Genomic DNA, 20,277 nt, shown 5'->3' on the forward strand with positions numbered 1-20,277 from the left:
ATCATTATCCTACAACGTATAATCCGCTGTCAGGATTTTACCGTCGCGCTTGACTGCGATAGACCAGTTACGGCCTTTTTCACCCTTGCGCAGGGCTTTTTTCAAATCATCAACGCTGCCGATACGTGTTTTGTTCACTTCGGTAATTAAATCACCCGGTTTCAGCCGCGCCTGCCGCGCCAAACTGTTACCTGGCACCTCCAGAACAATAACACCGGTCATCAGCGTATCAATGCCCAGTTCATCGGCCAATGCCGGGTTAAGATTGGCAACTTTTGCCGACCCAAACGGGTTGCGCCCCCCAATAACGGTTTCATCACGTGCCGGGGTTTCGGGTGCCACCTCCAGCGGAACCGATATATCCTGTTTTTTACCATCCCGTAAAACCGTTAAAACAGCATCGCCCGCTGCCTCCAGCGTTGCAATGCGAAACCGAAGGCCATTGGGGTCGTCGACCTCAAGCCCGTTTACCGCAATAACAACATCACCAGCTTTCAAGCCAGCCCGGCTGGCCGGGCTTTGTGGATGTACCGCATTAATCAAAACACCGCCGGGACGTTCAAGTTCCAGCGACCGGGCCAAATCGGCAGTTACGGTCTGCCCCGATGCGCCCAGCCATGGCCGGCGCAAATCGCCACTGATCAGGCCACGCATGACAACCTTGACCATATTCACCGGAATGGCAAAACCAATACCGTTTGACCCGCCTGATTTGGTGAAAATTGCCGAATTAACCCCCACCAGATCACCGTTCATGTCGATCAGCGCCCCGCCCGAATTACCAGGGTTAATCGCCGCGTCGGTTTGAATGAAAGACTGATAATCCTGCCCGGTAACACCGGCGCGGGCCAACGCAGAAACAATACCGCTGGTTACGGTCTGCCCCACACCGAACGGGTTACCAATGGCCAACACCAGGTCACCGACTTCGACATCGTCAGAATCGCCCAGTTTCAATGTGGGCAAGGCATCCTGCACATCAATCAGCTTAAGAACGGCAAGGTCGGTGCGTTCATCTGCCCCAACAAGTTTGGCGTCGAATTCTCGCCGGTCATGCAGCACAACACGAATTTCACTGGCACCGTCAATGACGTGGCGGTTGGTCACAATTGTGCCGTCTGGCGACACAATCACCCCGGAACCAAGGGATCGTTCAATACGCTGGCGCGGCGCGCCGAACGCCCCGCCAAACCGGTTCCCAAAAAACTGGCTGAAAAACGGGTCGTTCATAAAAGGATTGGCCGGGCGCGAAGTCACCACCTTTTTGGTAAAAATATTTACCACCGTGGGTGCCGTTTGTTTGACCAGCGGCGAAAACGACATTTTGATTTCGGCATCACTTGTCGGCAATCGCCGTTCGGATGCGGCGGCCTGATGATGCAATCCCCCTGCCAGCACTGCCATCCCCATTGACAGTACCAACGCGAACATTCCGATCTTTTTTGCCTGCACGTTTCTCTCTTCCATGCTTGAGATGGGTGGTTTTCAAATCCTGTGATGGTCTTTGCATCGTCTGTCCGTGCGGGCGGACAGCTTGTTTTAACGGATCATTTTCCGCCCGTCCGGCACTTGGACAGCAACCGGAACAACAGACGGAAAAAGCACCGCCAATTCACATTGGTTTTGAAAACCCTGGGACCCAAAAGATTTAGGCCCAAAACCCGGCGCCCGCAACCACCGACCGTCATCAACGCCAAATCTGCCCCAATAACCTTGATGTTTTACAATGCCGACATCCACACCGGCCCCTTATCGCGGATCACAACCAATAGCGAAAAGGCATAAAAAAACGGACGGTGCCCAAAGCACCGCCCGTCTGTTTCTTAGGCCAAGGTAACCGGACTTATTCGTCCGAACCTTCGGCTTCGCCCTCTGCTTCGAGGCGGGCGCGGTCTTCTGCGCCTTTTGCTTCCGGGTCACGATCGACAAGTTCGATCAGTGCAACGGGAGCCGCATCGCCGTAACGGAAACCGGCTTTAAGAACGCGGGTGTAACCACCACTACGGTCTTTGTAGCGCTCAGCAATAACGCTGAACAGCTTGGAAACAGCCGTTTCGTCACGCAGGGTCGAAAGCACCTGACGGCGTGCATGCAGGTCGCCCCGCTTGCCCAGCGTAATCAGTTTTTCGACATACGGGCGAAGATCTTTGGCCTTCGGAAGAGTCGTCTTGATCTGTTCGTGAGTGATCAACGAAACAGCCATGTTGGCAAACATTGCCTTACGATGGGACTTCGTCCGATTAAGTTTACGGCCTTGCATACCGTGACGCATGGGAACTCTCCTTCTGGCTTGGCTTCGCGCGCGAAACCGATTGTGAAACCGTAACGCCACCCTGGAACCAGGTCATGCACGTACGGTGTGGGCAATTACGCCCGATCAGGATTTTCATCCTGTGCTGGACCGCAGAATGCGTTCCATATCGACCCGAAGGCCGAAGGCCCATCCTAGAACGGGTCTTCGAACTTGCGTGCCAGATCTTCGATATTTTCGGGCGGCCAACCGCCGACTTCCATCCCGAGATGCAGACCCATCTGAGCCAGAACATCCTTGATTTCATTCAGCGACTTACGACCAAAGTTCGGCGTACGGAGCATTTCTGCTTCGGACTTCTGAACCAGATCACCGATGTAAATGATGTTGTCGTTCTTCAGGCAGTTTGCCGAACGAACAGACAGTTCAAGTTCATCAACCTTACGCAGCAGGTTTTTGTTGAACGGCAGTTCGTCTTCTTTCTTCTCTTCGACAACCGCTTCGGGTTCTTCGAAGTTCACGAACAGCGACAACTGGTCCTGCAAAATACGCGCAGCAAGGGCGACCGAATCTTCCGGGGTAACCGAACCGTTGGTTTCAACAGTGATCGACAGTTTGTCGAAATCGGTATCCTGGCCAACACGGGTATTTTCAACCTTGTAAGCGACCTTGCGGATCGGGCTGAAAATGGCATCGATCGGAATCAGGCCAATCGGTGCATCAGCAGAGCGGTGCGCAGTCGCAGCAACATAGCCCTTGCCGATTTCAACGGTAAATTCGATGTTGAGCGTTGCACCATCGTCAAGGTGGCACAGCTCAAGACCCGGATTGAGGATTTCGATATCCGCACCGGTTTCAATCTGACCCGCGGTAACGGCACCAGGGCCGGTCGCCTTCAGGGTCATTTTCTTCGGACCTTCGGCATGCATACGCACGCCCAGGGTTTTAATGTTCAGGATAATGTCGGTGACATCTTCCCGGACCCCGGGAATTGACGAGAATTCGTGCAAAACGCCATCGATCTGGATTGCAGTAACCGCTGCCCCCTGGAGGGATGACAGCAGAATGCGACGCAGCGCGTTGCCCAGGGTCTGACCAAAACCGCGCTCCAGCGGTTCAGCCACGATCGTACCGACGCGGCTGGCGTCCGTACCCGGGGTAACATCAAGCTTTGTCGGCTTAATCAGTTCCTGCCAGTTCTTCTGAATCACGAGACCCACCTTCGCAACTGGAGCCTAGGGTAATGTGAGGTGCAACGCACCCCAACGAGAAACGCGAACAGGCCCGGTCTCCCGGGCCTATACGCGGGTCGTCCGCAGATCGGCGCGATTAAACGCGACGACGCTTGCGCGGACGGCAACCATTGTGCGGAATCGGCGTCACGTCTTTGATCGACGTGATGTTAAAGCCGACAGCCTGAAGCGCACGCAAAGCCGATTCACGTCCCGAGCCCGGGCCTTTGACTTCGACTTCAAGAGTCTTCATTCCGTGTTCAGCGGCTTTTTTACCAGCGTCTTCAGCAGCCATCTGGGCTGCATAAGGCGTGGATTTACGCGAACCACGGAAACCCATGCCACCAGCAGTCGACCAGGCAATGGTATTGCCCTGAACGTCGGTGATGGTAACCATGGTGTTATTGAAGGTTGCGTTTACGTGGGCGATGCCGTTCGTAATATTCTTACGTTCGCGGCGACGCACACGAGTCTGAGGTGCTTTTGCCATAATCGTTCCCCTACCTTACTTCTTCTTGCCAGCAATCGGCTTAGCCGGGCCCTTACGGGTGCGGGCATTGGTGTGGGTACGCTGACCATGCACCGGCAGACCGCGACGATGACGCAGGCCACGATAGCAGCCCAGATCCATCAGACGCTTGATGTTCATTGCGGTTTCACGACGCAGATCGCCCTCAACGACGTAATCGGCATCGATTACTTCGCGAACACGCAGAACCTGATCGTCGCTCAGCTGGTGAACACGCTGTTGCGCTTCGATACCAGCTTTAGAGCAAATTTCTTTAGCTTTCGCCGGACCAATACCGGTGATGTAGGTAAGCGCAATCACGACGCGCTTGGCAGTCGGGATATTTACGCCAGCAATACGAGCCACTGTGTGAGACTCCTGTTTCCTGTTAACAAACCCTGCGGCAGATCCAGTGGGGCCAATCGCAGACGCCAAGCGGGCCAGCTAACGCCAACCCGCAAAGCAATAAGCAACCAGCCCGGGAAATTACCCCAGGATGGCTTCAATCTCGCGCGTAACTTCGTCGATTTCGGCCATGCCGTCAACTGTTTTCAGCTTTCCATCATTTTCGTAGTACGGAATGATGGGGGCTGTCTGCCTGTGATAGGCTTCCAGTCGGGACGTAACCGTTTCGGCGTTGTCGTCTGCACGACGCTTAAATTCGGTGCTGCCACAAACGTCGCAAACACCTTCGACCTTGGGTTTCTGAAATTCGTCATGATACCCCTGCCCGCATTTGGCACAGGTAAAGCGGCCAACAACACGACGTACAAGTGCCGCATCATCCACACGCAATTCAACAACGTAATCCAGCTCAAGACCTTTTTGTTCCAGCATCACATCCAGGGCTTCCGCCTGGGCTGTGGTACGTGGAAATCCGTCCAGAATGAAACCGCCTTTGGTATCATCCTGGTCAAGACGTTCGGAAATCAGACCGATCATAAGATCGTCGGATACAAGGTTCCCTGCATCCATGACTTCCTTTGCTTTTTTGCCCAGCTCGGTACCGGCAGCAACTGCTGCACGCAGCATGTCACCGGTAGAAAGCTGAATCATCCCGCGACCCGTTTCAAGCCGTTTGGCCTGGGTCCCTTTGCCGGCACCGGGCGGGCCGAGTAGGATAATGTTCATCGTTACCCCCTGATAGTCGCGCGGCACCTTTCTTAGCGGCGGCGTCCACGCAGTTTCGATTTCTTGATCAGGCCTTCATACTGATGGGCCAGCATGTGCGACTGAATCTGTGCAACAGTATCCATGGTTACCGTGACAACGATCAGTAAGCTAGTACCACCAAAGTAGAATGGCACCGACCATTCCGCGATCAGCAATTCTGGCAGAATACACACAAAAGCCAGATACGCGGCACCCAAAACCGTCAGGCGGGTCAGAATAAAATCAAGATGTGCGGCCGTATTTTTGCCAGGGCGAATACCCGGTATAAAACCGCCATGTTTCTTGAGATTGTCAGCTGTATCGTCCGGATTGAACACAACAGCCGTATAAAAGAACGAGAAGAACACGATCAGCGCAATATAAAGAGCGATATAAAGCGGCTGTCCACGACCGAGAACGGCGGTCACACTCGTCAGCCATGCCGGGGCATCAGCACCTGCCGTGAACTGCGCAACAGACAGAGGCATCAGCAGCAAAGAGCTTGCAAAAATCGGCGGGATCACACCAGCAGTGTTGATCTTGAGCGGCAGATGCGAGCTTTGCCCTTCCATCACCTTCATGCCAACCTGGCGTTTCGGGTACTGGATCAGAACCCGGCGCTGCGCACGTTCCATAAAGACGATAAAGGCGATAACACCAACGGCCATCACAATGATGCCGACAATAACCAGCGCCGACAACGCACCGGTACGACCCAGTTCAAGAGTCCCGGCAATGGCGCGCGGCAGATTGGCAACAATCCCGGTGAAAATGATCAGGGAAATACCATTACCAATACCACGCTGGGTAACCTGTTCGCCCAGCCACATCAGGAACATTGTACCGCCAACCAGCGTTACAACAGCAATGACGCGGAAGAACATCCCCGGGTCATGAACCGCAGCACCGCTGGATCCTGACATGCTTTCAAGCCCGACAGCAATGCCCCAGGCCTGTACAGTTGCAATGACCAGCGTGAGATAACGGGTATATTGATTAATTTTTTTACGACCCTGCTCACCCTCTTTTTTATATTGCTCAAGAGCGGGTGAAACAGTCGTCATCAACTGAATGATAATAGATGCCGAGATGTAGGGCATGATGTTCAACGCGAAGATCGTCATGCGGCTTAATGCGCCGCCTGCGAACATGTCAAACATGCCAAGGACACCACCCGCATTCTGCCGGAATATATCAGCAAGAATGGACGGATCCACGCCGGGAACAGGAATATAGGTCCCCAGACGGTAAACAATAAGCGCCCCCAAAGTGAACCAGATACGCTTTTTAAGCTCAGTCGCCTTGGAAAAGGACGACCAGTTCAGGTTCGCGGCAAGCTGCTCGGCGGCCGATGCCATGCACTCATCTCCCAATACACTAAAACCGGAGGGTCCGGGCCCATGCAAGATGGAACCGGACCCTCACGTCGTTACAGAGGCTTACTCTGCGGTTTCGTCTGCGGCAGCTGCCGGAGCCAGAACCGTAACCGAGCCGCCGGCTTTCTCGACAGCTTCAATAGCTGACTTGGAAGCACCGGTGATTTCGATCGCGAGTTTCGCCTTAAGTTCGCCCTTTGCGAGCAGACGCAGGCCGTCTTTCTGCGGACGGGCCAGGCCTTTTTCCACGAGGATGGCGATGGTGACATTTGCACCTTCTTCAAGCACACCGTTATCAACGGCGGTCTGAAGGGTACCCAGGTTAACCACACCATATTCCTTGCGGAACGGGTTTTTAAAGCCACGTTTCGGAAGGCGGCGATAAATCGGCATCTGCCCGCCTTCGAAACCGTAAATCGCTACGCCGGAACGGGACTTCTGACCCTTCTGACCTGCGCCAGAAGTTTTGCCTTTGCCCGAACCAATGCCGCGACCAACACGGGTGCGCGCTTTGCGGGCGCCCGGGTTATCAGCAAGTTCGTTGAGTTTCATCAATCAACACCTTTTCGATCTGGGCCAATCAGGCCTCGTCCACACGGACGAGGTGTTTGACCTTGGCGATCATTCCGCGAACAGCCGGAGTATCTTCCAGCTCACGAGTCCGGTGCATCTTGTTGAGACCAAGACCGACCAGCGTTGCACGCTGGTCTGCCGGACGTCCAATCGGCGACCCGGTCTGGGTAACGCGAACGGTCGCTTTTTTGCTAGCAGCCATATCGAATTACTCCTTTTCGAGCGCAGCCGCGGCAGCCGTAGCTGCTGCTGAACCGCTATCGCGACGGGCAACGATATCGCCAACCTTCAGACCGCGCTTGGCCGCTACCTGACGCGGTGAAGCGCCATTGACCAGAGCGTCGAGGGTTGCACGGATGACGTTGTGGGGGTTGTTGGACCCGGTGCACTTGGCAACCACGTCCTGAACACCCATGGTTTCAAAAACCGCGCGCATTGCACCACCGGCAATAATACCGGTACCGGCCGGAGCCGAACGAAGAAGAACGCGACCAGCACCGAAATGACCGTTAATGTCATGGTGAAGGGTACGACCTTCGCGCAAGGGAACGCGGATCATGTTACGCTTGGCTGCTTCGGTAGCCTTGCGGATCGCTTCGGGAACTTCACGGGCTTTACCCGTGCCGTAGCCGACGCGACCGCGCTGGTCACCAACGACAACCATTGCGGAGAATGCAAAACGACGACCGCCTTTGACCACCTTCGCGACGCGGTTGATACCAACCAGCTTGTCAACGAGTTCAGTCTCTTCGCGGTTTTTCGGCGCTTGCTGTTGATTTTGGTTACGTGCCATGGTCGTGCTCCTTAGAAGTCCAGACCGCCCTCACGGGCGGCATCGGCCAGAGCTTTCACCCGGCCATGGAACAAATACCCGCCACGATCGAAAACGACCGTTTTGACACCAGCGGCAACAGCACGTTCGGCAATCGCCTTGCCAACCAGCACAGCTGCATCGGCGTTTCCGCCTTTATCACCGTTCTCACGCGACGAAGCGGAGGCAATAGTGGTGCCTGCCAGATCGTCGATGATTTGCGCATAGATGTGCGCGTTCGAACGGTGAACGCTGAGGCGCGGGCGACCGGCCGCTTTCTGGCGGATCGCAAAACGAACGCGGCGCTTGCGACGTTCGAAAAGGTTTCTCGCGTTGTTCATCGTGCCAGTCCTTACTTCTTCTTGCCTTCTTTGCGCAAGATATACTCGCCTTCGTAACGGACACCCTTGCCTTTGTAAGGCTCCGGACCGCGCCAGCCGCGGGCATTTGCCGCAAACTGACCAACGAGCTGTTTATCTGCGCCAGAAATGGCGATAAGGGTCGGCTTTTCGGCAACAACAGAAATACCGGACGGAATGTCCATTTCTACGTCGTGCGAAAAACCAAGCTGCAGAACCAGTTTGTTACCCTGGACCTGGGCACGGTAACCAACACCGGTGATTTCAAGCTTGCGGGTGAAACCTTCCGAGACACCGGCAACCAGGTTGGCGATGTTGGCACGGGTGGTACCCCACAGCGCGCGAGCGCGCTTGCTGTCATTGTTCGGTTTTACCCAGATCTGATTATCTTCCTGGGTAACGGTTACATCCGAGGTCAGGTTCAGGCTGAGCTCACCGAGCTTGCCTTTTGCACTGAATACTGCTTCGGTCAGGTTGATGGATACGCCGTTAGGCACAGCCACCGGATTTTTTCCTACTCGCGACATCGTTGGCCCTCTCCTTAGAATACCTTGCAGAGGATTTCGCCGCCGACATTTTGCTCGCGAGCCTCCTGATCCGAAAGAACACCCCTCGGAGTAGAAAGAACAGCGATACCGAGACCGTTATATACCTTCGGAAGATCTTTGATCTTCGAATATACACGACGACCCGGGGTCGAGACGCGGTCGATCTGCTTGATTACGCCATTGCCTTCAAAATATTTGAGTTCAATAGCAATCTCGCTGACGCCCTTGCGAATTTCACTGACAGAATAACCGCGAATAAACCCTTCGCGCTGGAGAACGTCCAGCACGCCGAGACGCAGTTTGGAAGCCGGCGAGACAACGTTGGACTTGCCAACGCGCTGACCGTTACGGATACGCGTGAGCATATCGCCTACGGGATCAGTCATAGACATGTGATGTCCTCCTTACCAGCTGGACTTCACCATGCCCGGGATCTGACCACGCGAAGCAAGTTCACGCAGAGCGATACGGGACAGGCGGAATTTACGATAGACCCCACGCGGACGACCCGAAACCAGGCAGCGAATACGCTGACGGTTCGGAGCCGAGTTGCGGGGCAGCTGGGCAAGTTTCATCACAGCAACGACACGATCTTCAAACGAAGTCTCGCGGTTGTCGATGATCGACTTCAGGGCAGCACGCTTGTTGGCATACTGCTTTGCCAGACGCTCGCGTTTAAGCTCGCGCTGGACGGCACTTTTCTTGGCCATGGGCCAACCTCCGTTAGTTTCCGAACGGAAGATCAAAACCCTTGAGAAGGGCCAGAGCTTCACCGTCGGACTTAGCCGTGGTACAAATGATGATATCCATCCCGCGAGCCGAGTCGGCTTTGTCGTACTCGACTTCGGGAAAGACGAACTGTTCCTTGAGGCCCATGGCAAAGTTGCCACGACCATCGAAGGATTTCTTGTTCAGACCGCGGAAGTCACGAACGCGCGGAAGCGCGATCGTCACGAGACGATCCAAAAATTCGAACATACGGTCGCGACGCAAGGTCACTTTACAACCGATATTCATGCCTTCACGCAGTTTGAAAGCCGCAACGGACTTCTTCGCTTTGGTAAAGACAGGTTTCTGACCGGTGATGGCCGCGAGATCCGCAGCGGCACCTTCCAGCTTTTTGCGATCCTGGGTGGCGTCGCCGACACCCATATTGATCACGATCTTTTCAAGGCGCGGAATCTCCATAACATTCTCGTAAGAGAATTCTTTCTGGAGTGCATCACGCACCACTGACTTGTAATGTTCGCGCAGGCGCGTCATTTTTCCGTCCCTCAGTTGTCGATGACTTCGCCGCTGAGCTTCGCAACGCGAACCTTGCGACCATCATCGAGGGTCTTGAAACCGACGCGGGTCGGCTTGTTTTCTTTCGGATCAACAATCGCGATATTGGAAACGTTAATTTTCGCTTCCTTCTCGACGATACCACCGGTGTCAGAGCCGGACGCACGCTGGTGACGCTTCACCAGGTTAACGCCCTGTACCAATACCTTATTTTCGGTCGGGAAAGCGGCGATAACTTCGCCGGTTTTACCCTTGTCTTTACCCGTCAGAACAATAACGCGATCACCCTTTTTAATTTTGGCAGCCATTACAGCACCTCCGGAGCGAGCGAAATGATCTTCATGTAACCACGCGAACGAAGTTCACGGGTTACCGGGCCGAAAATACGTGTACCGATCGGCTCACCGTTGTTGTTGATCAACACGGCTGCGTTGCGGTCGAAACGGATCGCAGACCCGTCAGAGCGGCGAATTTCCTTTGCGGTCCGAACGATGACAGCTTTGTGAACTGCACCCTTCTTAACACGACCGCGCGGGATGGCTTCCTTGACGGAAACCACGATAACATCACCAACATTGGCGGTTTTACGCTTCGAGCCGCCCAGTACCTTGATGCACTGGACACGGCGAGCGCCGCTGTTGTCGGCGACGTCCAGATTGGACTGCATCTGGATCATGGGTTTACCCCTTGACTATAATTGGGCTGAGGACTCACTCCTCGACCACTACTTCCCAAGACTTCAATTTCGAGATCGGCCGGCATTCGCGAATACGAACGACGTCACCCGTCTTGAAGCGGTTCTCTTCATCATGCGCGTGGAATTTCTTCGACTTGCGCACGTACTTTTTATACAGCGGGTGCATGACCTGGCGTTCCACACGGACCACCACAGTCTTGTCGTTTTTGGTCGAAACGACTGTCCCCTGCAATACACGCCTCGGCATGTGTCTTAACTCCTATGCGTGTCCTGTTAGGCCGCGCTGGCACCCTTCTCGTTTCCGAGAAGGGTTTTGATGCGGGCAATATCACGACGGACCTGACGGACCCGCGCAGTATTTTCGAACTGACCGGTCGCCTGTTGGAATCGCATGTTAAACGACTCCTTCCGTAGATCGAGCAGCATTTCTTTCAGTTCATCGGCGCTTTTAGCGCGGAGATCAGCAACTTTCATCACTAATTACTCCCCTTCACCAAGACGCGTGACAAACTTGGTCTTGATCGGCAGCTTAGCCGAAGCGAGCTCGAAAGCCCGGCGTGCAAGATCCAGCGGAACACCGTCGAGTTCAAACATAATCCGACCGGGTTTGACGCGGGCTGCCCAATATTCGACAGAACCCTTACCTTTACCCTGACGAACCTCGGCAGGCTTTTGCGAAACCGGCAGATCCGGGAAAACACGGATCCACACCCGACCTTGACGGCGGATGTGACGAGTGATCGCGCGACGAGCCGCTTCGATCTGACGCGCCGTTATACGCTCCGGTTCCAAGGCTTTCAAGCCATAAGCGCCGAAATTAAGATCCGTGCCACCTTTTGCTTCGCCTTTAAGGCGTCCCTTATGGGCTTTACGGAACTTTGTGCGTTTCGGAGAAAGCATCTTTCTATCTCCTTACTTGCGGCCAGAACCAGCCGACTCGAGCGCACGGCGCTCGGAAGCCAACGGATCATGAGCCATGATTTCGCCCTTGAAGATCCAGACCTTCAGACCGCAAACACCATAGGTGGTGTGTGCTTCAGAAGTGCCATAATCGATATCCGCACGCAGCGTGTGCAACGGAACCCGACCTTCACGATACCATTCGGTACGAGCAATTTCAGCCCCGCCGAGACGCCCGGCAGCGTTGATCCGAATACCACCAACGCCAAGGCGCATGGCATTCTGAACCGACCGCTTCATGGCGCGACGGAAGGAAACGCGACGCTCAAGCTGCTGGGCGATGTTGTCAGCGACCAGCTTTGCATCGACTTCCGGCTTGCGGATTTCGATGATGTTAACCTGCACTTCGGCATTTGCCAGCTTCTGCAGATCATTCTTGAGCTTTTCGATGTCCTGGCCCTTTTTGCCGATCACAACACCCGGACGGGCGCTGTGGATCGAAATCCGGGCTTTTTTGGCAGGACGTTCGATAATCACCTTGGAGACGCCTGCTTGTTTCAGACGTTCCATGATGAATTTGCGGATTGCCAGATCTTCGTGAAGAAGACCGGCGAAATCAGCCTTGTTGGCGTACCAGCGGGAATCCCAGGTACGGTTGATGCCAACGCGCAGGCCGATCGGATTAACTTTCTGACCCATTATTCGGCCCCCTCACGTTCGCAAACAACGATGCGGATGTTGGAGAACGGCTTAATGATCTTGCCAACGCGACCACGTGCACGGGCACGCCAGCGTTTCATCACAAATGCCTTACCAACAGACGCCTCTTTTACGTACAGACGGTCGACATCAAGCTGGTGGTTGTTTTCGGCATTCGCAATTGCCGACTCCAACAACTTCTTGACGTCATTCGAAATACGCTTGTTGGAGAAGGTCAGTTCTGCCAAAGCAGTTTCTGCCTTCTTCCCACGAATCGACTCGGCGACGAGGTTGAGCTTACGCGGGGAAATGCGTACTGCCCGGAGCGAAGCCGCAGCCTCGTTATCCGCCAGCCGACGGATGTCAGCTTTCTTGCCCATCGTTACTTCCTCTTCGCCTTTTTGTCGGCCGCATGACCATAATAGGTCCGGGTCGGCGAGAACTCACCGAACTTGTGACCAATCATGTCTTCGGTCACGAGTACCGGAAGGAACTTCTGGCCATTGTAAACCCCAAAAGTGAGGCCTACGAATTGCGGCAAAATCGTCGAGCGCCGCGACCAGGTCTTAATTACCTCATTCCGGCCAGAGGCACGGACTGTATCGGCTTTCTTAAGAAGGTATCCATCTACAAACGGACCCTTCCAAACGGAACGCGCCATTGTCTAGCCTCCTCCGTTAGCTCTTATGACGACGGCGCATGATGAGCGCGTCAGTCTTTTTGTTCGAGCGGGTGCGTTTACCCTTGGTCGGCTTGCCCCAAGGCGTAACCGGGTGACGACCACCCGAAGTACGGCCTTCACCACCACCATGCGGGTGATCGATCGGGTTCATGGCAACACCACGAACCGACGGACGCTTACCAAGCCAGCGATTACGGCCAGCCTTACCAAGATTCGTATTTTGCTGGTCCTGGTTGGACACGGCACCAATGGTCGCCATGCATTCACCACGAACCAAACGCACCTCACCGGAGGACAGCTTAAGCTGGGCGTAACCCTGGTCCTTACCGACGAGCTGCACATAGGCGCCTGCCGACCGTGCGACCTGTCCACCTTTACCGGCTTTCAGTTCGACGTTATGGACAATGGTACCGACCGGAATATTCTTCAGCGGTGCGGCGTTACCCGGCTTAATGTCTACGCGGTCGGAAGCGACAACCTTGTCGCCAACTGCGAGACGCTGCGGTGCGAGGATGTAGGCCAGCTCGTCATCGGAATAACGAACCAGGGCAATAAATGCCGTGCGGTTCGGATCGTATTCCAGACGTTCGACCGTACCGACGACGTCAAACTTGTTACGTTTGAAGTCGATGATGCGGTAACGACGCTTGTGACCACCACCGATACGACGTGCGGTGATACGACCAGCGTTGTTACGGCCGCCTTTCTTGCGCAGACCTTCGGTCAGCGCTTTGATCGGCTTGCCCTTGTGGAGATCGGAGCGATCGACAAGAACCAGCTGACGGCGACCAGGAGATGTTGGTTTAAACTTCTTCAAAGCCATGTCTTAGATTCCCGTCGTCACATCGATGGATTGACCCTCTTCGAGGGTAACCATCGCTTTCTTGAAATCACTCCGACGGCCGGCAGTACCACGAAAACGCTTGGTCTTGCCTTTCACCACTGAGGTGTTAACCGCCTTGACCTTCACCCCGAACAGACCTTCCACAGCAGCCTTGATTTCCGGCTTGGTGGCGTCGATAGCGACTTTGAACGCAACAGCGTTGTGTTCAGAAATCAGCGTCGACTTTTCAGTAATATGCGGGGCGCGGATGACTTCGTACATCCGCTCTTTGCTGATGATCGTCATTTGAGACGTGCCTCCAACGCTTCGACCGCACCCTTGGTCAGCACCAGGGTGTCACGGCGCAGGATGTCATAGACGTTGGCACCGACCTGCGGCAGAACATCAATCTGTGGGATGTTGCGCGCTGCGCGAGCAAAACCTTCGTTGACCGATGCACCGTCGATGATCAATGCCGATTTCCAGCCGAGTTTAGAGAAAACTACAGCCAGAGCCTTGGTCTTCGAATCCGAGAAGTCCGCATTATCAAGAACGATAAGTTTACCGTCCTTTGCTTTAGCCGACAAAGCCGTCTTCAGCGCGAGTTTACGGAATTTCTTGGTCAGATCATGCGAATGGTCACGAACGCGCGGACCATGCGCAACACCACCACCACGGAACTGTACAGCCTTACGGGAACCATGACGTGCACCGCCACTGCCCTTCTGCCGCACGAATTTTTTCGTGGTTGCGGAAATTTCGCTTTTTTCCTTGACCTTATGGGTCCCGGCGCGGCGCTTTGCCAACTGCCAGGTCACCATGCGGTGAAGGATGTCACGACGAACTTCCAGACCAAAGATCTCTTCTGCGAGATCAATATTGCCGGCGCTGGAAGCGTCCAGATTCAATACGTCGAGCTTCATGATGCTTATTCCTTATCCTCGGCGGCTGCTTCAGCAACCGGGGCAGCACCCTTAAGCGCGGCCGGGAACGGCAGACCTTCCGGTGCAACCCGCTTCACGGCATCCTTAACAAGGACATACGCACCCGAATGACCCGGAACAGCACCGTGCACCAGAACCAGACCTTTGGCTTCGTCGGTAGCGACGATTTTCAAGCTCTGAACGGTAACGCGGGCAGCACCCATGTGACCAGCCATCTTCTTACCTTTGAAGACGCGGCCAGGATCCTGGCACTGACCGGTGGAACCATGCGAACGGTGCGATACAGACACACCGTGCGACGCACGCAAACCACCGAAATTGTGACGCTTCATCGCACCGGCGAAGCCTTTACCGATCGAGGTACCGGTAACGTCGACATACTGGCCTTCAACGAAGTGAGCGGCTGAAAGTTCAGCGCCAACTTCAATCAGGCCGTCTTCGCTAACGCGGAATTCGACAAGCTTGGCTTTCGGTTCGACTTTTGCTTTGGCAAAGTGGCCACGCATCGGCTTGGATACGTTTTTAACTTTTGCCTTGCCGTAACCCAGCTGTACGGCAACGTAACCGTCGACGTCGTTGGTACGGTTCGCAACGACCTGAAGATTATCAACCTTCAGAACGGTCACAGGAATATGCACACCCTCGTCCGTGAAGACGCGAGTCATGCCGACTTTCTGGGTAATAAGTCCACTACGCATTGCGGCTTACTCCCGATTAAAGCTTGATCTCGACATCGACACCGGCAGCAAGGTCGAGCTTCATCAAAGCATCAACGGTTTGCGGAGTCGGGTCGACAATGTCGAGAAGACGCTTGTGCGTACGGATTTCGAACTGTTCACGTGACTTTTTGTCAATATGCGGAGACCGCAGAACAGTGTATTTTTCTATGCGGGTCGGCAGCGGAATCGGGCCGCGGACCTCTGCGCCAGTGCGCTTCGCCGTATTGACGATCTCGCGCGTGGACTGGTCCAGCACGCGATGGTCAAACGCCTTCAGGCGAATGCGAATGTTCTGACTATCCATGTAATTATGTACCGGAGCCCTCAAAAGGACACCGGCCCCTCAACTGGAGTTGACGATTGCCGCAAAAAGTATCGCGGGCGGCTTATGTAGCCGCCCGCGACACAAAGATCAAGGAAATTATTCAATGATCTTGGCAACGACGCCCGCGCCGACGGTACGACCGCCTTCACGGATGGCGAAACGCAGACCTTCATCCATCGCGATCGGTGCGATAAGGGTGGCGGTCATCTGAACGTTGTCGCCCGGCATCACCATTTCGGTGCCTTCCGGCAGTTCGATCGAACCGGTCACGTCAGTCGTACGGAAGTAGAACTGCGGACGGTAGTTCGAGAAGAACGGCGTGTGACGACCACCTTCATCCTTCGTCAGGATGTAGGCTTCTGCCTGGAACTTGGTGTGCGGCTTGATCGAGCCGACATGGGCCAGAACCTGACCACGTTCCACGTCTTCACGCTTGGTACCACGCAGCAGCGCGCCAATGTTGTCGCCAGCTTCGCCCTGGTCGAGCAGCTTGCGGAACATTTCAACGCCGGTGACGATCGTTTTGACGGTGTTTTTGATACCGACGATTTCGACTTCTTCACCAACCTTGATGATACCGGTTTCGACACGGCCGGTCACAACCGTACCACGACCCGAAATCGAGAAAACGTCTTCGATCGGCATCAGGAACGGACGATCCTTCGGACGTTCCGGTGCCGGGATGTAATCGTCAACAGCAGCCATCAGTTCAAGAATGGCGTTCTTGCCGATTTCGTCATCACGGCCTTCAAGAGCGGCAAGTGCCGAACCCTTGACGATCGGAATATCGTCGCCCGGGAAGTCGTAGGACGACAGAAGTTCGCGGATTTCCATTTCGACGAGTTCGAGCAACTCTTCATCGTCAACCTGGTCAACCTTGTTCATGAACACGACCAGTGCCGGAACACCAACCTGGCGGGCCAGAAGAATGTGTTCGCGGGTCTGCGGCATCGGGCCATCAGCAGCCGAAACCACCAGAATGCCACCGTCCATCTGTGCCGCACCCGTGATCATGTTTTTCACATAGTCAGCGTGGCCCGGGCAATCGACGTGTGCATAGTGACGATTGGAGGTTTCATATTCGACGTGCGCGGTCGAGATCGTGATACCACGAGCTTTCTCTTCCGGTGCCTTGTCGATCATGCTGTAGTCCTGGAACGATGCGCCGCCGCTCTCTGCGAGAACTTTGGTGATCGCTGCGGTCAGCGTGGTTTTACCGTGGTCAACGTGGCCGATTGTGCCAACGTTAACGTGCGGTTTTGTACGCGCAAATTTTTCTTTAGCCATTTTTAACTCCGTTTATTCCTAGCTTCGCCTTAACCGGCAGACTTGGCACGGACTTCGTCCGCGACAGCCTGCGGCACGTCGGCGTAATGATCAAACTGCATCACGAACTGGGCACGACCCTGGGACATGGAACGCAACGTATTGACATAACCGAACATGTTTGCCAGCGGGACAAAAGCCGTAACGACACGCGCGATACCGCGAGAGTCCATGTCACGAACCTGGCCACGACGGCTGTTCAGATCGCCAATGATGTCGCCCATATATTCTTCAGGCGTCACTGCCTCGACCTTCATGATCGGCTCGAGAAGCTTCGGACGAGCTTTTGCGAGACCTTCACGGAAGGCAGCACGAGCAGCAATTTCAAATGCCATCACACTGGAGTCGACGTCATGGTAGGCGCCGTCGGTCAGGGTGATGGAGAAATCGGTAACCGGGAACCCGGCGATCACGCCATTCGGCAATGAGCTTTCGAGACCCTTGGCAACACCCGGGATGTATTCCTTCGGAACGTTACCGCCAACGACGGTGTCTTTGAAGGAGTACCCGCTACCCGGTTCACCCGGCGTGAAGGTCAATTTGATGCGGGCGAACTGACCCGAACCACCAGACTGCTTCTTGTGGGTGTAGTCGATATCGACCTGCTGCGAAATGGTTTCGCGATAGGCAACCTGCGGCGCACCAACGTTTGCTTCGACCTTGAACTCACGTTTCATACGGTCGACGATGATGTCGAGATGCAGTTCGCCCATGCCCGAAATGATGGTCTGACCTGATTCATGGTCGGTCTTGACACGGAAAGACGGATCTTCCTGTGCGAGACGAGCAAGTGCCAGACCCATCTTTTCCTGGTCAGCCTTGGTTTTAGGCTCAACAGCAATTTCGATAACGGGATCGGGGAATTCCATCCGTTCAAGAATGATCGGCTTGGCTGTGTCACACAGCGTGTCACCAGTGGTGGTATCTTTCATACCAACCAGTGCCACGATATCGCCCGAGCAAGCGTATTTGATTTCTTCACGGTTGTTTGAATGCATAAGCAACATACGACCGATACGTTCTTTCTTCTCTTTGACAGAGTTCAGAACGTAGGAACCGGCTTCCAGAACACCCGAATAGATACGGATGAAGGTCAAAGACCCCACAAACGGATCGCTCATGATCTTGAAAGCAAGCGCCGAGAACGGTGCTTCGTCGGTCAACGGACGTGAATCGGGTTCATCTTCGGTGTTCGGCTTAACGCCGCGCACGTCAGTGAGGTCATCCGGAGCGGGCATGTAATCAAGAACGGCGTCGAGCAGCGGCTGAACACCCTTGTTCTTGAACGCCGTACCCAGAAGAACCGGAACCAGCTGGCTGGCAAGCGTACCCTTACGGATACATGCTTTCAGCGTTTCTTCAGAAGGCAAGTCACCTTCCAGATACGCTTCCATCGCAGCTTCGTCGAATTCAACAGCCGACTCGATCAGTGCTTCACGGTATTCAGCGGCCTGGTCAACCAGGGACTCGCGAATATCGCGATATTCAAACTCGGCACCAAGGGATTCGTCTTTCCAGACGATTTCCTTGTTCATGACCAGATCGACAACACCTTCGAATTCTGCTTCGGAACCAATCGGCAACTGCAACACAGCCGTGTTGGCACCAAGACGTTCCTTCATCATTTCGACGCAACGGAAGAAATCCGCGCCGGTACGGTCCATCTTGTTAACAAAGCACATCCGCGGGACGTGGTATTTGTCAGCCTGACGCCAAACGGTTTCGGTCTGGGGTTCAACGCCGGAAACGGCGTCAAAAACCGCACATGCACCATCGAGCACACGCAGCGAACGTTCAACTTCAATCGTGAAGTCAACGTGGCCGGGCGTGTCGATGATGTTGACACGGTGATCTTTCCAGAAGCAGGTCGTCGCAGCAGACGTAATCGTAATGCCGCGTTCCTGTTCCTGTTCCATCCAGTCCATCGTAGCGGCGCCGTCATGGACTTCGCCGATTTTGTAGGACTTGCCGGTGTAGAATAGAATTCGCTCGGTTGTCGTGGTTTTACCGGCATCAATGTGCGCCATGATGCCGATATTGCGATACCGAGAGATCGGAGTACGTTGTACCATAATCGACTCTTGATCTTTGGGTCTGGGTTACCAGCGATAATGAGCGAAAGCCTTATTGGCTTCGGCCATACGATGGGTGTCTTCGCGTTTTTTGACAGCTGTGCCACGGTTGTTGGCAGCATCCATCAATTCACCGGCGAGACGACCAATCATGGTGGTTTCGGAACGCTTGCGCGCCGCATCCACCAGCCAGCGAATGGCAAGTGCCTGGCGACGTTCAGTACGAACTTCAACAGGAACCTGATAGGTCGCACCACCAACACGACGCGAGCGAACTTCGACGTTCGGTTTCACGTTGTCCATGGCGTCATGGAACTGGGCAACGGGATCGCCGCCTTTGGATTCCATGATGTCAAATGCACCATAAACGATCTTTTCTGCAGCCGATTTTTTACCATCGAGCATCAGACCATTCATGAATTTGGTCAAAACCTTATCGCCATATTTGGCGTCAGGTAATACTTCGCGCTTCTCAGCAGCGTGACGACGAGACATTCAATGCGCTCCTTATTTCGGACGCTTCGCGCCGTATTTCGAACGACGCTGCTTACGGTCTTTAACACCCTGTGTATCGAGGGTACCGCGAATGATGTGGTAACGCACACCCGGCAAATCCTTTACGCGGCCGCCACGAATCATGACGACTGAGTGTTCTTGCAGGTTATGGCCTTCACCCGGAATGTAGCTGGTTACTTCGTAGCCGTTGGTCAAACGGACACGGGCAACCTTACGAAGAGCCGAGTTCGGCTTCTTCGGAGTCGTGGTGTAAACACGGGTGCACACGCCGCGCTTTTGCGGGCATGCTTCCAGTGCAGGCACCATATCGCGCTGAGAGCGCGGTGACCGCGACTTGCGGATCAACTGGTTAATTGTAGGCATTAACTTTCCCTTTTGCCTTAACGGACGCCACTTGGGCGTAGCTCTATCGACGCACGACGAGCGACCGCTTTGCTTTTGCCAAACCGGCAAAAACATCGCGGACGCCCAAAAAGCAGG

32 protein-coding genes are annotated in these 20,277 nt (G+C 54.6%); all 32 read right to left on the reverse strand.

Annotated elements, in window-relative coordinates; genetic code table 11:
• Window positions 1–9: 9 nt before the first annotated feature.
• Window positions 10–1,431: a DegQ family serine endoprotease gene (locus J4E05_RS04825; protein ID WP_349592887.1), complete on the reverse strand. Its 1,422-nt coding sequence runs from the start codon at window positions 1,429–1,431 to the stop codon at window positions 10–12.
• Window positions 1,432–1,843: 412 nt separating this feature from the next.
• On the reverse strand, window positions 1,844–2,272 hold the full coding sequence (gene rplQ / locus J4E05_RS04830) for a 50S ribosomal protein L17 (RefSeq protein WP_085593878.1): 429 nt from the start codon (window positions 2,270–2,272) through the stop codon (window positions 1,844–1,846).
• 173 nt (window positions 2,273–2,445) lie between these two features.
• The gene (locus J4E05_RS04835; protein WP_085593877.1) at window positions 2,446–3,462 is read right to left on the reverse strand and encodes a DNA-directed RNA polymerase subunit alpha; all 1,017 of its coding nucleotides are present in this window, start codon (window positions 3,460–3,462) and stop codon (window positions 2,446–2,448) included.
• Window positions 3,463–3,580: 118 nt separating this feature from the next.
• Window positions 3,581–3,973, reverse strand: a complete 393-nt coding sequence (rpsK, locus tag J4E05_RS04840) for a 30S ribosomal protein S11 (protein ID WP_085585060.1) — start codon at window positions 3,971–3,973, stop codon at window positions 3,581–3,583.
• A gap of 15 nt (window positions 3,974–3,988) precedes the next feature.
• Window positions 3,989–4,357 carry a 30S ribosomal protein S13 gene (rpsM, locus tag J4E05_RS04845; protein ID WP_085593876.1) on the reverse strand — a complete coding sequence of 123 codons (369 nt, stop codon included), beginning with the start codon at window positions 4,355–4,357 and terminating at the stop codon, window positions 3,989–3,991.
• 120 nt (window positions 4,358–4,477) lie between these two features.
• Entirely contained in the window at window positions 4,478–5,122 is a 645-nt protein-coding gene (locus J4E05_RS04850; RefSeq protein WP_085593875.1) for an adenylate kinase, read from the reverse strand.
• Between the two features lie 32 nt (window positions 5,123–5,154).
• Window positions 5,155–6,501 (reverse strand): preprotein translocase subunit SecY, encoded by a 1,347-nt coding sequence (gene secY / locus J4E05_RS04855; RefSeq protein WP_085593874.1) that lies wholly within the window; start codon window positions 6,499–6,501, stop codon window positions 5,155–5,157.
• A gap of 81 nt (window positions 6,502–6,582) precedes the next feature.
• Window positions 6,583–7,071, reverse strand: coding sequence for a 50S ribosomal protein L15 (gene rplO / locus J4E05_RS04860; RefSeq protein WP_085593873.1), 489 nt, complete (start codon window positions 7,069–7,071; stop codon window positions 6,583–6,585).
• A gap of 28 nt (window positions 7,072–7,099) precedes the next feature.
• Window positions 7,100–7,294 carry a 50S ribosomal protein L30 gene (gene rpmD, locus J4E05_RS04865; RefSeq protein WP_073953866.1) on the reverse strand — a complete coding sequence of 65 codons (195 nt, stop codon included), beginning with the start codon at window positions 7,292–7,294 and terminating at the stop codon, window positions 7,100–7,102.
• 6 nt (window positions 7,295–7,300) lie between these two features.
• Window positions 7,301–7,885 carry a 30S ribosomal protein S5 gene (rpsE, locus tag J4E05_RS04870; protein ID WP_085593872.1) on the reverse strand — a complete coding sequence of 195 codons (585 nt, stop codon included), beginning with the start codon at window positions 7,883–7,885 and terminating at the stop codon, window positions 7,301–7,303.
• Window positions 7,886–7,896: 11 nt separating this feature from the next.
• A complete protein-coding gene (gene rplR / locus J4E05_RS04875; RefSeq protein WP_085585074.1) occupies window positions 7,897–8,244 on the reverse strand; it encodes a 50S ribosomal protein L18 in 348 nt (115 codons plus the stop codon).
• Window positions 8,245–8,255: 11 nt separating this feature from the next.
• Entirely contained in the window at window positions 8,256–8,789 is a 534-nt protein-coding gene (gene rplF, locus J4E05_RS04880) for a 50S ribosomal protein L6 (RefSeq protein WP_085593871.1), read from the reverse strand.
• Window positions 8,790–8,803: 14 nt separating this feature from the next.
• On the reverse strand, window positions 8,804–9,202 hold the full coding sequence (gene rpsH, locus J4E05_RS04885; RefSeq protein ID WP_085593870.1) for a 30S ribosomal protein S8: 399 nt from the start codon (window positions 9,200–9,202) through the stop codon (window positions 8,804–8,806).
• A 12-nt stretch (window positions 9,203–9,214) separates the two neighbouring features.
• Window positions 9,215–9,520, reverse strand: coding sequence for a 30S ribosomal protein S14 (gene rpsN / locus J4E05_RS04890; RefSeq protein WP_085593869.1), 306 nt, complete (start codon window positions 9,518–9,520; stop codon window positions 9,215–9,217).
• Window positions 9,521–9,533: 13 nt separating this feature from the next.
• On the reverse strand, window positions 9,534–10,073 hold the full coding sequence (gene rplE / locus J4E05_RS04895; RefSeq protein WP_085585082.1) for a 50S ribosomal protein L5: 540 nt from the start codon (window positions 10,071–10,073) through the stop codon (window positions 9,534–9,536).
• Between the two features lie 11 nt (window positions 10,074–10,084).
• Entirely contained in the window at window positions 10,085–10,402 is a 318-nt protein-coding gene (gene rplX / locus J4E05_RS04900) for a 50S ribosomal protein L24 (protein WP_085593868.1), read from the reverse strand.
• Window positions 10,402–10,770, reverse strand: a complete 369-nt coding sequence (gene rplN, locus J4E05_RS04905) for a 50S ribosomal protein L14 (RefSeq protein WP_085585086.1) — start codon at window positions 10,768–10,770, stop codon at window positions 10,402–10,404. The genes rplX and rplN overlap by 1 nt, the downstream gene beginning before the upstream one ends.
• Window positions 10,771–10,804: 34 nt before the next feature.
• Window positions 10,805–11,038 carry a 30S ribosomal protein S17 gene (gene rpsQ, locus J4E05_RS04910; RefSeq protein ID WP_007091498.1) on the reverse strand — a complete coding sequence of 78 codons (234 nt, stop codon included), beginning with the start codon at window positions 11,036–11,038 and terminating at the stop codon, window positions 10,805–10,807.
• A gap of 26 nt (window positions 11,039–11,064) precedes the next feature.
• Complete coding sequence (rpmC, locus tag J4E05_RS04915) at window positions 11,065–11,265, reverse strand: 50S ribosomal protein L29 (protein WP_073953857.1); 201 nt, start codon at window positions 11,263–11,265, stop codon at window positions 11,065–11,067.
• Between the two features lie 6 nt (window positions 11,266–11,271).
• Window positions 11,272–11,691: a 50S ribosomal protein L16 gene (gene rplP / locus J4E05_RS04920; protein WP_073953856.1), complete on the reverse strand. Its 420-nt coding sequence runs from the start codon at window positions 11,689–11,691 to the stop codon at window positions 11,272–11,274.
• A 12-nt stretch (window positions 11,692–11,703) separates the two neighbouring features.
• On the reverse strand, window positions 11,704–12,390 hold the full coding sequence (rpsC, locus tag J4E05_RS04925; RefSeq protein WP_085593867.1) for a 30S ribosomal protein S3: 687 nt from the start codon (window positions 12,388–12,390) through the stop codon (window positions 11,704–11,706).
• A complete protein-coding gene (rplV, locus tag J4E05_RS04930; protein ID WP_085585092.1) occupies window positions 12,390–12,770 on the reverse strand; it encodes a 50S ribosomal protein L22 in 381 nt (126 codons plus the stop codon). The genes rpsC and rplV overlap by 1 nt, the downstream gene beginning before the upstream one ends.
• Before the next feature lie 2 nt (window positions 12,771–12,772).
• Window positions 12,773–13,051: a 30S ribosomal protein S19 gene (gene rpsS, locus J4E05_RS04935; RefSeq protein ID WP_008892178.1), complete on the reverse strand. Its 279-nt coding sequence runs from the start codon at window positions 13,049–13,051 to the stop codon at window positions 12,773–12,775.
• Between the two features lie 16 nt (window positions 13,052–13,067).
• Window positions 13,068–13,895: a 50S ribosomal protein L2 gene (gene rplB / locus J4E05_RS04940; protein WP_085593866.1), complete on the reverse strand. Its 828-nt coding sequence runs from the start codon at window positions 13,893–13,895 to the stop codon at window positions 13,068–13,070.
• A gap of 3 nt (window positions 13,896–13,898) precedes the next feature.
• Window positions 13,899–14,201 carry a 50S ribosomal protein L23 gene (locus J4E05_RS04945; protein ID WP_073953852.1) on the reverse strand — a complete coding sequence of 101 codons (303 nt, stop codon included), beginning with the start codon at window positions 14,199–14,201 and terminating at the stop codon, window positions 13,899–13,901.
• Window positions 14,198–14,818, reverse strand: a complete 621-nt coding sequence (gene rplD, locus J4E05_RS04950; protein WP_085585098.1) for a 50S ribosomal protein L4 — start codon at window positions 14,816–14,818, stop codon at window positions 14,198–14,200. Before rplD ends, J4E05_RS04945 begins: the two co-directional genes overlap by 4 nt.
• Window positions 14,819–14,823: 5 nt before the next feature.
• Window positions 14,824–15,537: a 50S ribosomal protein L3 gene (rplC, locus tag J4E05_RS04955; protein ID WP_085593865.1), complete on the reverse strand. Its 714-nt coding sequence runs from the start codon at window positions 15,535–15,537 to the stop codon at window positions 14,824–14,826.
• A gap of 16 nt (window positions 15,538–15,553) precedes the next feature.
• Complete coding sequence (gene rpsJ / locus J4E05_RS04960; protein WP_007091508.1) at window positions 15,554–15,862, reverse strand: 30S ribosomal protein S10; 309 nt, start codon at window positions 15,860–15,862, stop codon at window positions 15,554–15,556.
• A gap of 117 nt (window positions 15,863–15,979) precedes the next feature.
• Entirely contained in the window at window positions 15,980–17,170 is a 1,191-nt protein-coding gene (tuf, locus tag J4E05_RS04965; protein ID WP_349592911.1) for an elongation factor Tu, read from the reverse strand.
• A 29-nt stretch (window positions 17,171–17,199) separates the two neighbouring features.
• Window positions 17,200–19,281 carry an elongation factor G gene (fusA, locus tag J4E05_RS04970; RefSeq protein WP_085595393.1) on the reverse strand — a complete coding sequence of 694 codons (2,082 nt, stop codon included), beginning with the start codon at window positions 19,279–19,281 and terminating at the stop codon, window positions 17,200–17,202.
• Between the two features lie 27 nt (window positions 19,282–19,308).
• Window positions 19,309–19,776, reverse strand: coding sequence for a 30S ribosomal protein S7 (gene rpsG, locus J4E05_RS04975; RefSeq protein ID WP_085595391.1), 468 nt, complete (start codon window positions 19,774–19,776; stop codon window positions 19,309–19,311).
• 12 nt (window positions 19,777–19,788) lie between these two features.
• On the reverse strand, window positions 19,789–20,160 hold the full coding sequence (gene rpsL / locus J4E05_RS04980; protein WP_073957450.1) for a 30S ribosomal protein S12: 372 nt from the start codon (window positions 20,158–20,160) through the stop codon (window positions 19,789–19,791).
• Between the last annotated feature and the right edge of the window lie 117 nt (window positions 20,161–20,277).

Source organism: Thalassospira sp. NFXS8 (assembly GCF_040148805.1).
Lineage (GTDB): Bacteria > Pseudomonadota > Alphaproteobacteria > Rhodospirillales > Thalassospiraceae > Thalassospira.

What these genes read in the sequence shown, in the direction of transcription:
- J4E05_RS04825 (WP_349592887.1), bottom strand. Translation starts at nt 1,431, where the DNA reads ATGTTCGCGTTGGTACTGTCAATGGGGATGGCAGTGCTGGCAGGGGGA.
- rplQ (WP_085593878.1), bottom strand. Translation starts at nt 2,272, where the DNA reads ATGCGTCACGGTATGCAAGGCCGTAAACTTAATCGGACGAAGTCCCAT.
- rpsK (WP_085585060.1), bottom strand. Translation starts at nt 3,973, where the DNA reads ATGGCAAAAGCACCTCAGACTCGTGTGCGTCGCCGCGAACGTAAGAAT.
- J4E05_RS04850 (WP_085593875.1), bottom strand. Translation starts at nt 5,122, where the DNA reads ATGAACATTATCCTACTCGGCCCGCCCGGTGCCGGCAAAGGGACCCAG.
- secY (WP_085593874.1), bottom strand. Translation starts at nt 6,501, where the DNA reads ATGGCATCGGCCGCCGAGCAGCTTGCCGCGAACCTGAACTGGTCGTCC.
- rplO (WP_085593873.1), bottom strand. Translation starts at nt 7,071, where the DNA reads ATGAAACTCAACGAACTTGCTGATAACCCGGGCGCCCGCAAAGCGCGC.
- rpmD (WP_073953866.1), bottom strand. Translation starts at nt 7,294, where the DNA reads ATGGCTGCTAGCAAAAAAGCGACCGTTCGCGTTACCCAGACCGGGTCG.
- rpsE (WP_085593872.1), bottom strand. Translation starts at nt 7,885, where the DNA reads ATGGCACGTAACCAAAATCAACAGCAAGCGCCGAAAAACCGCGAAGAG.
- rplR (WP_085585074.1), bottom strand. Translation starts at nt 8,244, where the DNA reads ATGAACAACGCGAGAAACCTTTTCGAACGTCGCAAGCGCCGCGTTCGT.
- rplF (WP_085593871.1), bottom strand. Translation starts at nt 8,789, where the DNA reads ATGTCGCGAGTAGGAAAAAATCCGGTGGCTGTGCCTAACGGCGTATCC.
- rpsH (WP_085593870.1), bottom strand. Translation starts at nt 9,202, where the DNA reads ATGTCTATGACTGATCCCGTAGGCGATATGCTCACGCGTATCCGTAAC.
- rpsN (WP_085593869.1), bottom strand. Translation starts at nt 9,520, where the DNA reads ATGGCCAAGAAAAGTGCCGTCCAGCGCGAGCTTAAACGCGAGCGTCTG.
- rplE (WP_085585082.1), bottom strand. Translation starts at nt 10,073, where the DNA reads ATGACGCGCCTGCGCGAACATTACAAGTCAGTGGTGCGTGATGCACTC.
- rplX (WP_085593868.1), bottom strand. Translation starts at nt 10,402, where the DNA reads ATGGCTGCCAAAATTAAAAAGGGTGATCGCGTTATTGTTCTGACGGGT.
- rplN (WP_085585086.1), bottom strand. Translation starts at nt 10,770, where the DNA reads ATGATCCAGATGCAGTCCAATCTGGACGTCGCCGACAACAGCGGCGCT.
- rpsQ (WP_007091498.1), bottom strand. Translation starts at nt 11,038, where the DNA reads ATGCCGAGGCGTGTATTGCAGGGGACAGTCGTTTCGACCAAAAACGAC.
- rpmC (WP_073953857.1), bottom strand. Translation starts at nt 11,265, where the DNA reads ATGAAAGTTGCTGATCTCCGCGCTAAAAGCGCCGATGAACTGAAAGAA.
- rplP (WP_073953856.1), bottom strand. Translation starts at nt 11,691, where the DNA reads ATGCTTTCTCCGAAACGCACAAAGTTCCGTAAAGCCCATAAGGGACGC.
- rpsC (WP_085593867.1), bottom strand. Translation starts at nt 12,390, where the DNA reads ATGGGTCAGAAAGTTAATCCGATCGGCCTGCGCGTTGGCATCAACCGT.
- rplV (WP_085585092.1), bottom strand. Translation starts at nt 12,770, where the DNA reads ATGGGCAAGAAAGCTGACATCCGTCGGCTGGCGGATAACGAGGCTGCG.
- rpsS (WP_008892178.1), bottom strand. Translation starts at nt 13,051, where the DNA reads ATGGCGCGTTCCGTTTGGAAGGGTCCGTTTGTAGATGGATACCTTCTT.
- rplB (WP_085593866.1), bottom strand. Translation starts at nt 13,895, where the DNA reads ATGGCTTTGAAGAAGTTTAAACCAACATCTCCTGGTCGCCGTCAGCTG.
- J4E05_RS04945 (WP_073953852.1), bottom strand. Translation starts at nt 14,201, where the DNA reads ATGACGATCATCAGCAAAGAGCGGATGTACGAAGTCATCCGCGCCCCG.
- rplD (WP_085585098.1), bottom strand. Translation starts at nt 14,818, where the DNA reads ATGAAGCTCGACGTATTGAATCTGGACGCTTCCAGCGCCGGCAATATT.
- rplC (WP_085593865.1), bottom strand. Translation starts at nt 15,537, where the DNA reads ATGCGTAGTGGACTTATTACCCAGAAAGTCGGCATGACTCGCGTCTTC.
- rpsJ (WP_007091508.1), bottom strand. Translation starts at nt 15,862, where the DNA reads ATGGATAGTCAGAACATTCGCATTCGCCTGAAGGCGTTTGACCATCGC.
- tuf (WP_349592911.1), bottom strand. Translation starts at nt 17,170, where the DNA reads ATGGCTAAAGAAAAATTTGCGCGTACAAAACCGCACGTTAACGTTGGC.
- fusA (WP_085595393.1), bottom strand. Translation starts at nt 19,281, where the DNA reads ATGGTACAACGTACTCCGATCTCTCGGTATCGCAATATCGGCATCATG.
- rpsG (WP_085595391.1), bottom strand. Translation starts at nt 19,776, where the DNA reads ATGTCTCGTCGTCACGCTGCTGAGAAGCGCGAAGTATTACCTGACGCC.
- rpsL (WP_073957450.1), bottom strand. Translation starts at nt 20,160, where the DNA reads ATGCCTACAATTAACCAGTTGATCCGCAAGTCGCGGTCACCGCGCTCT.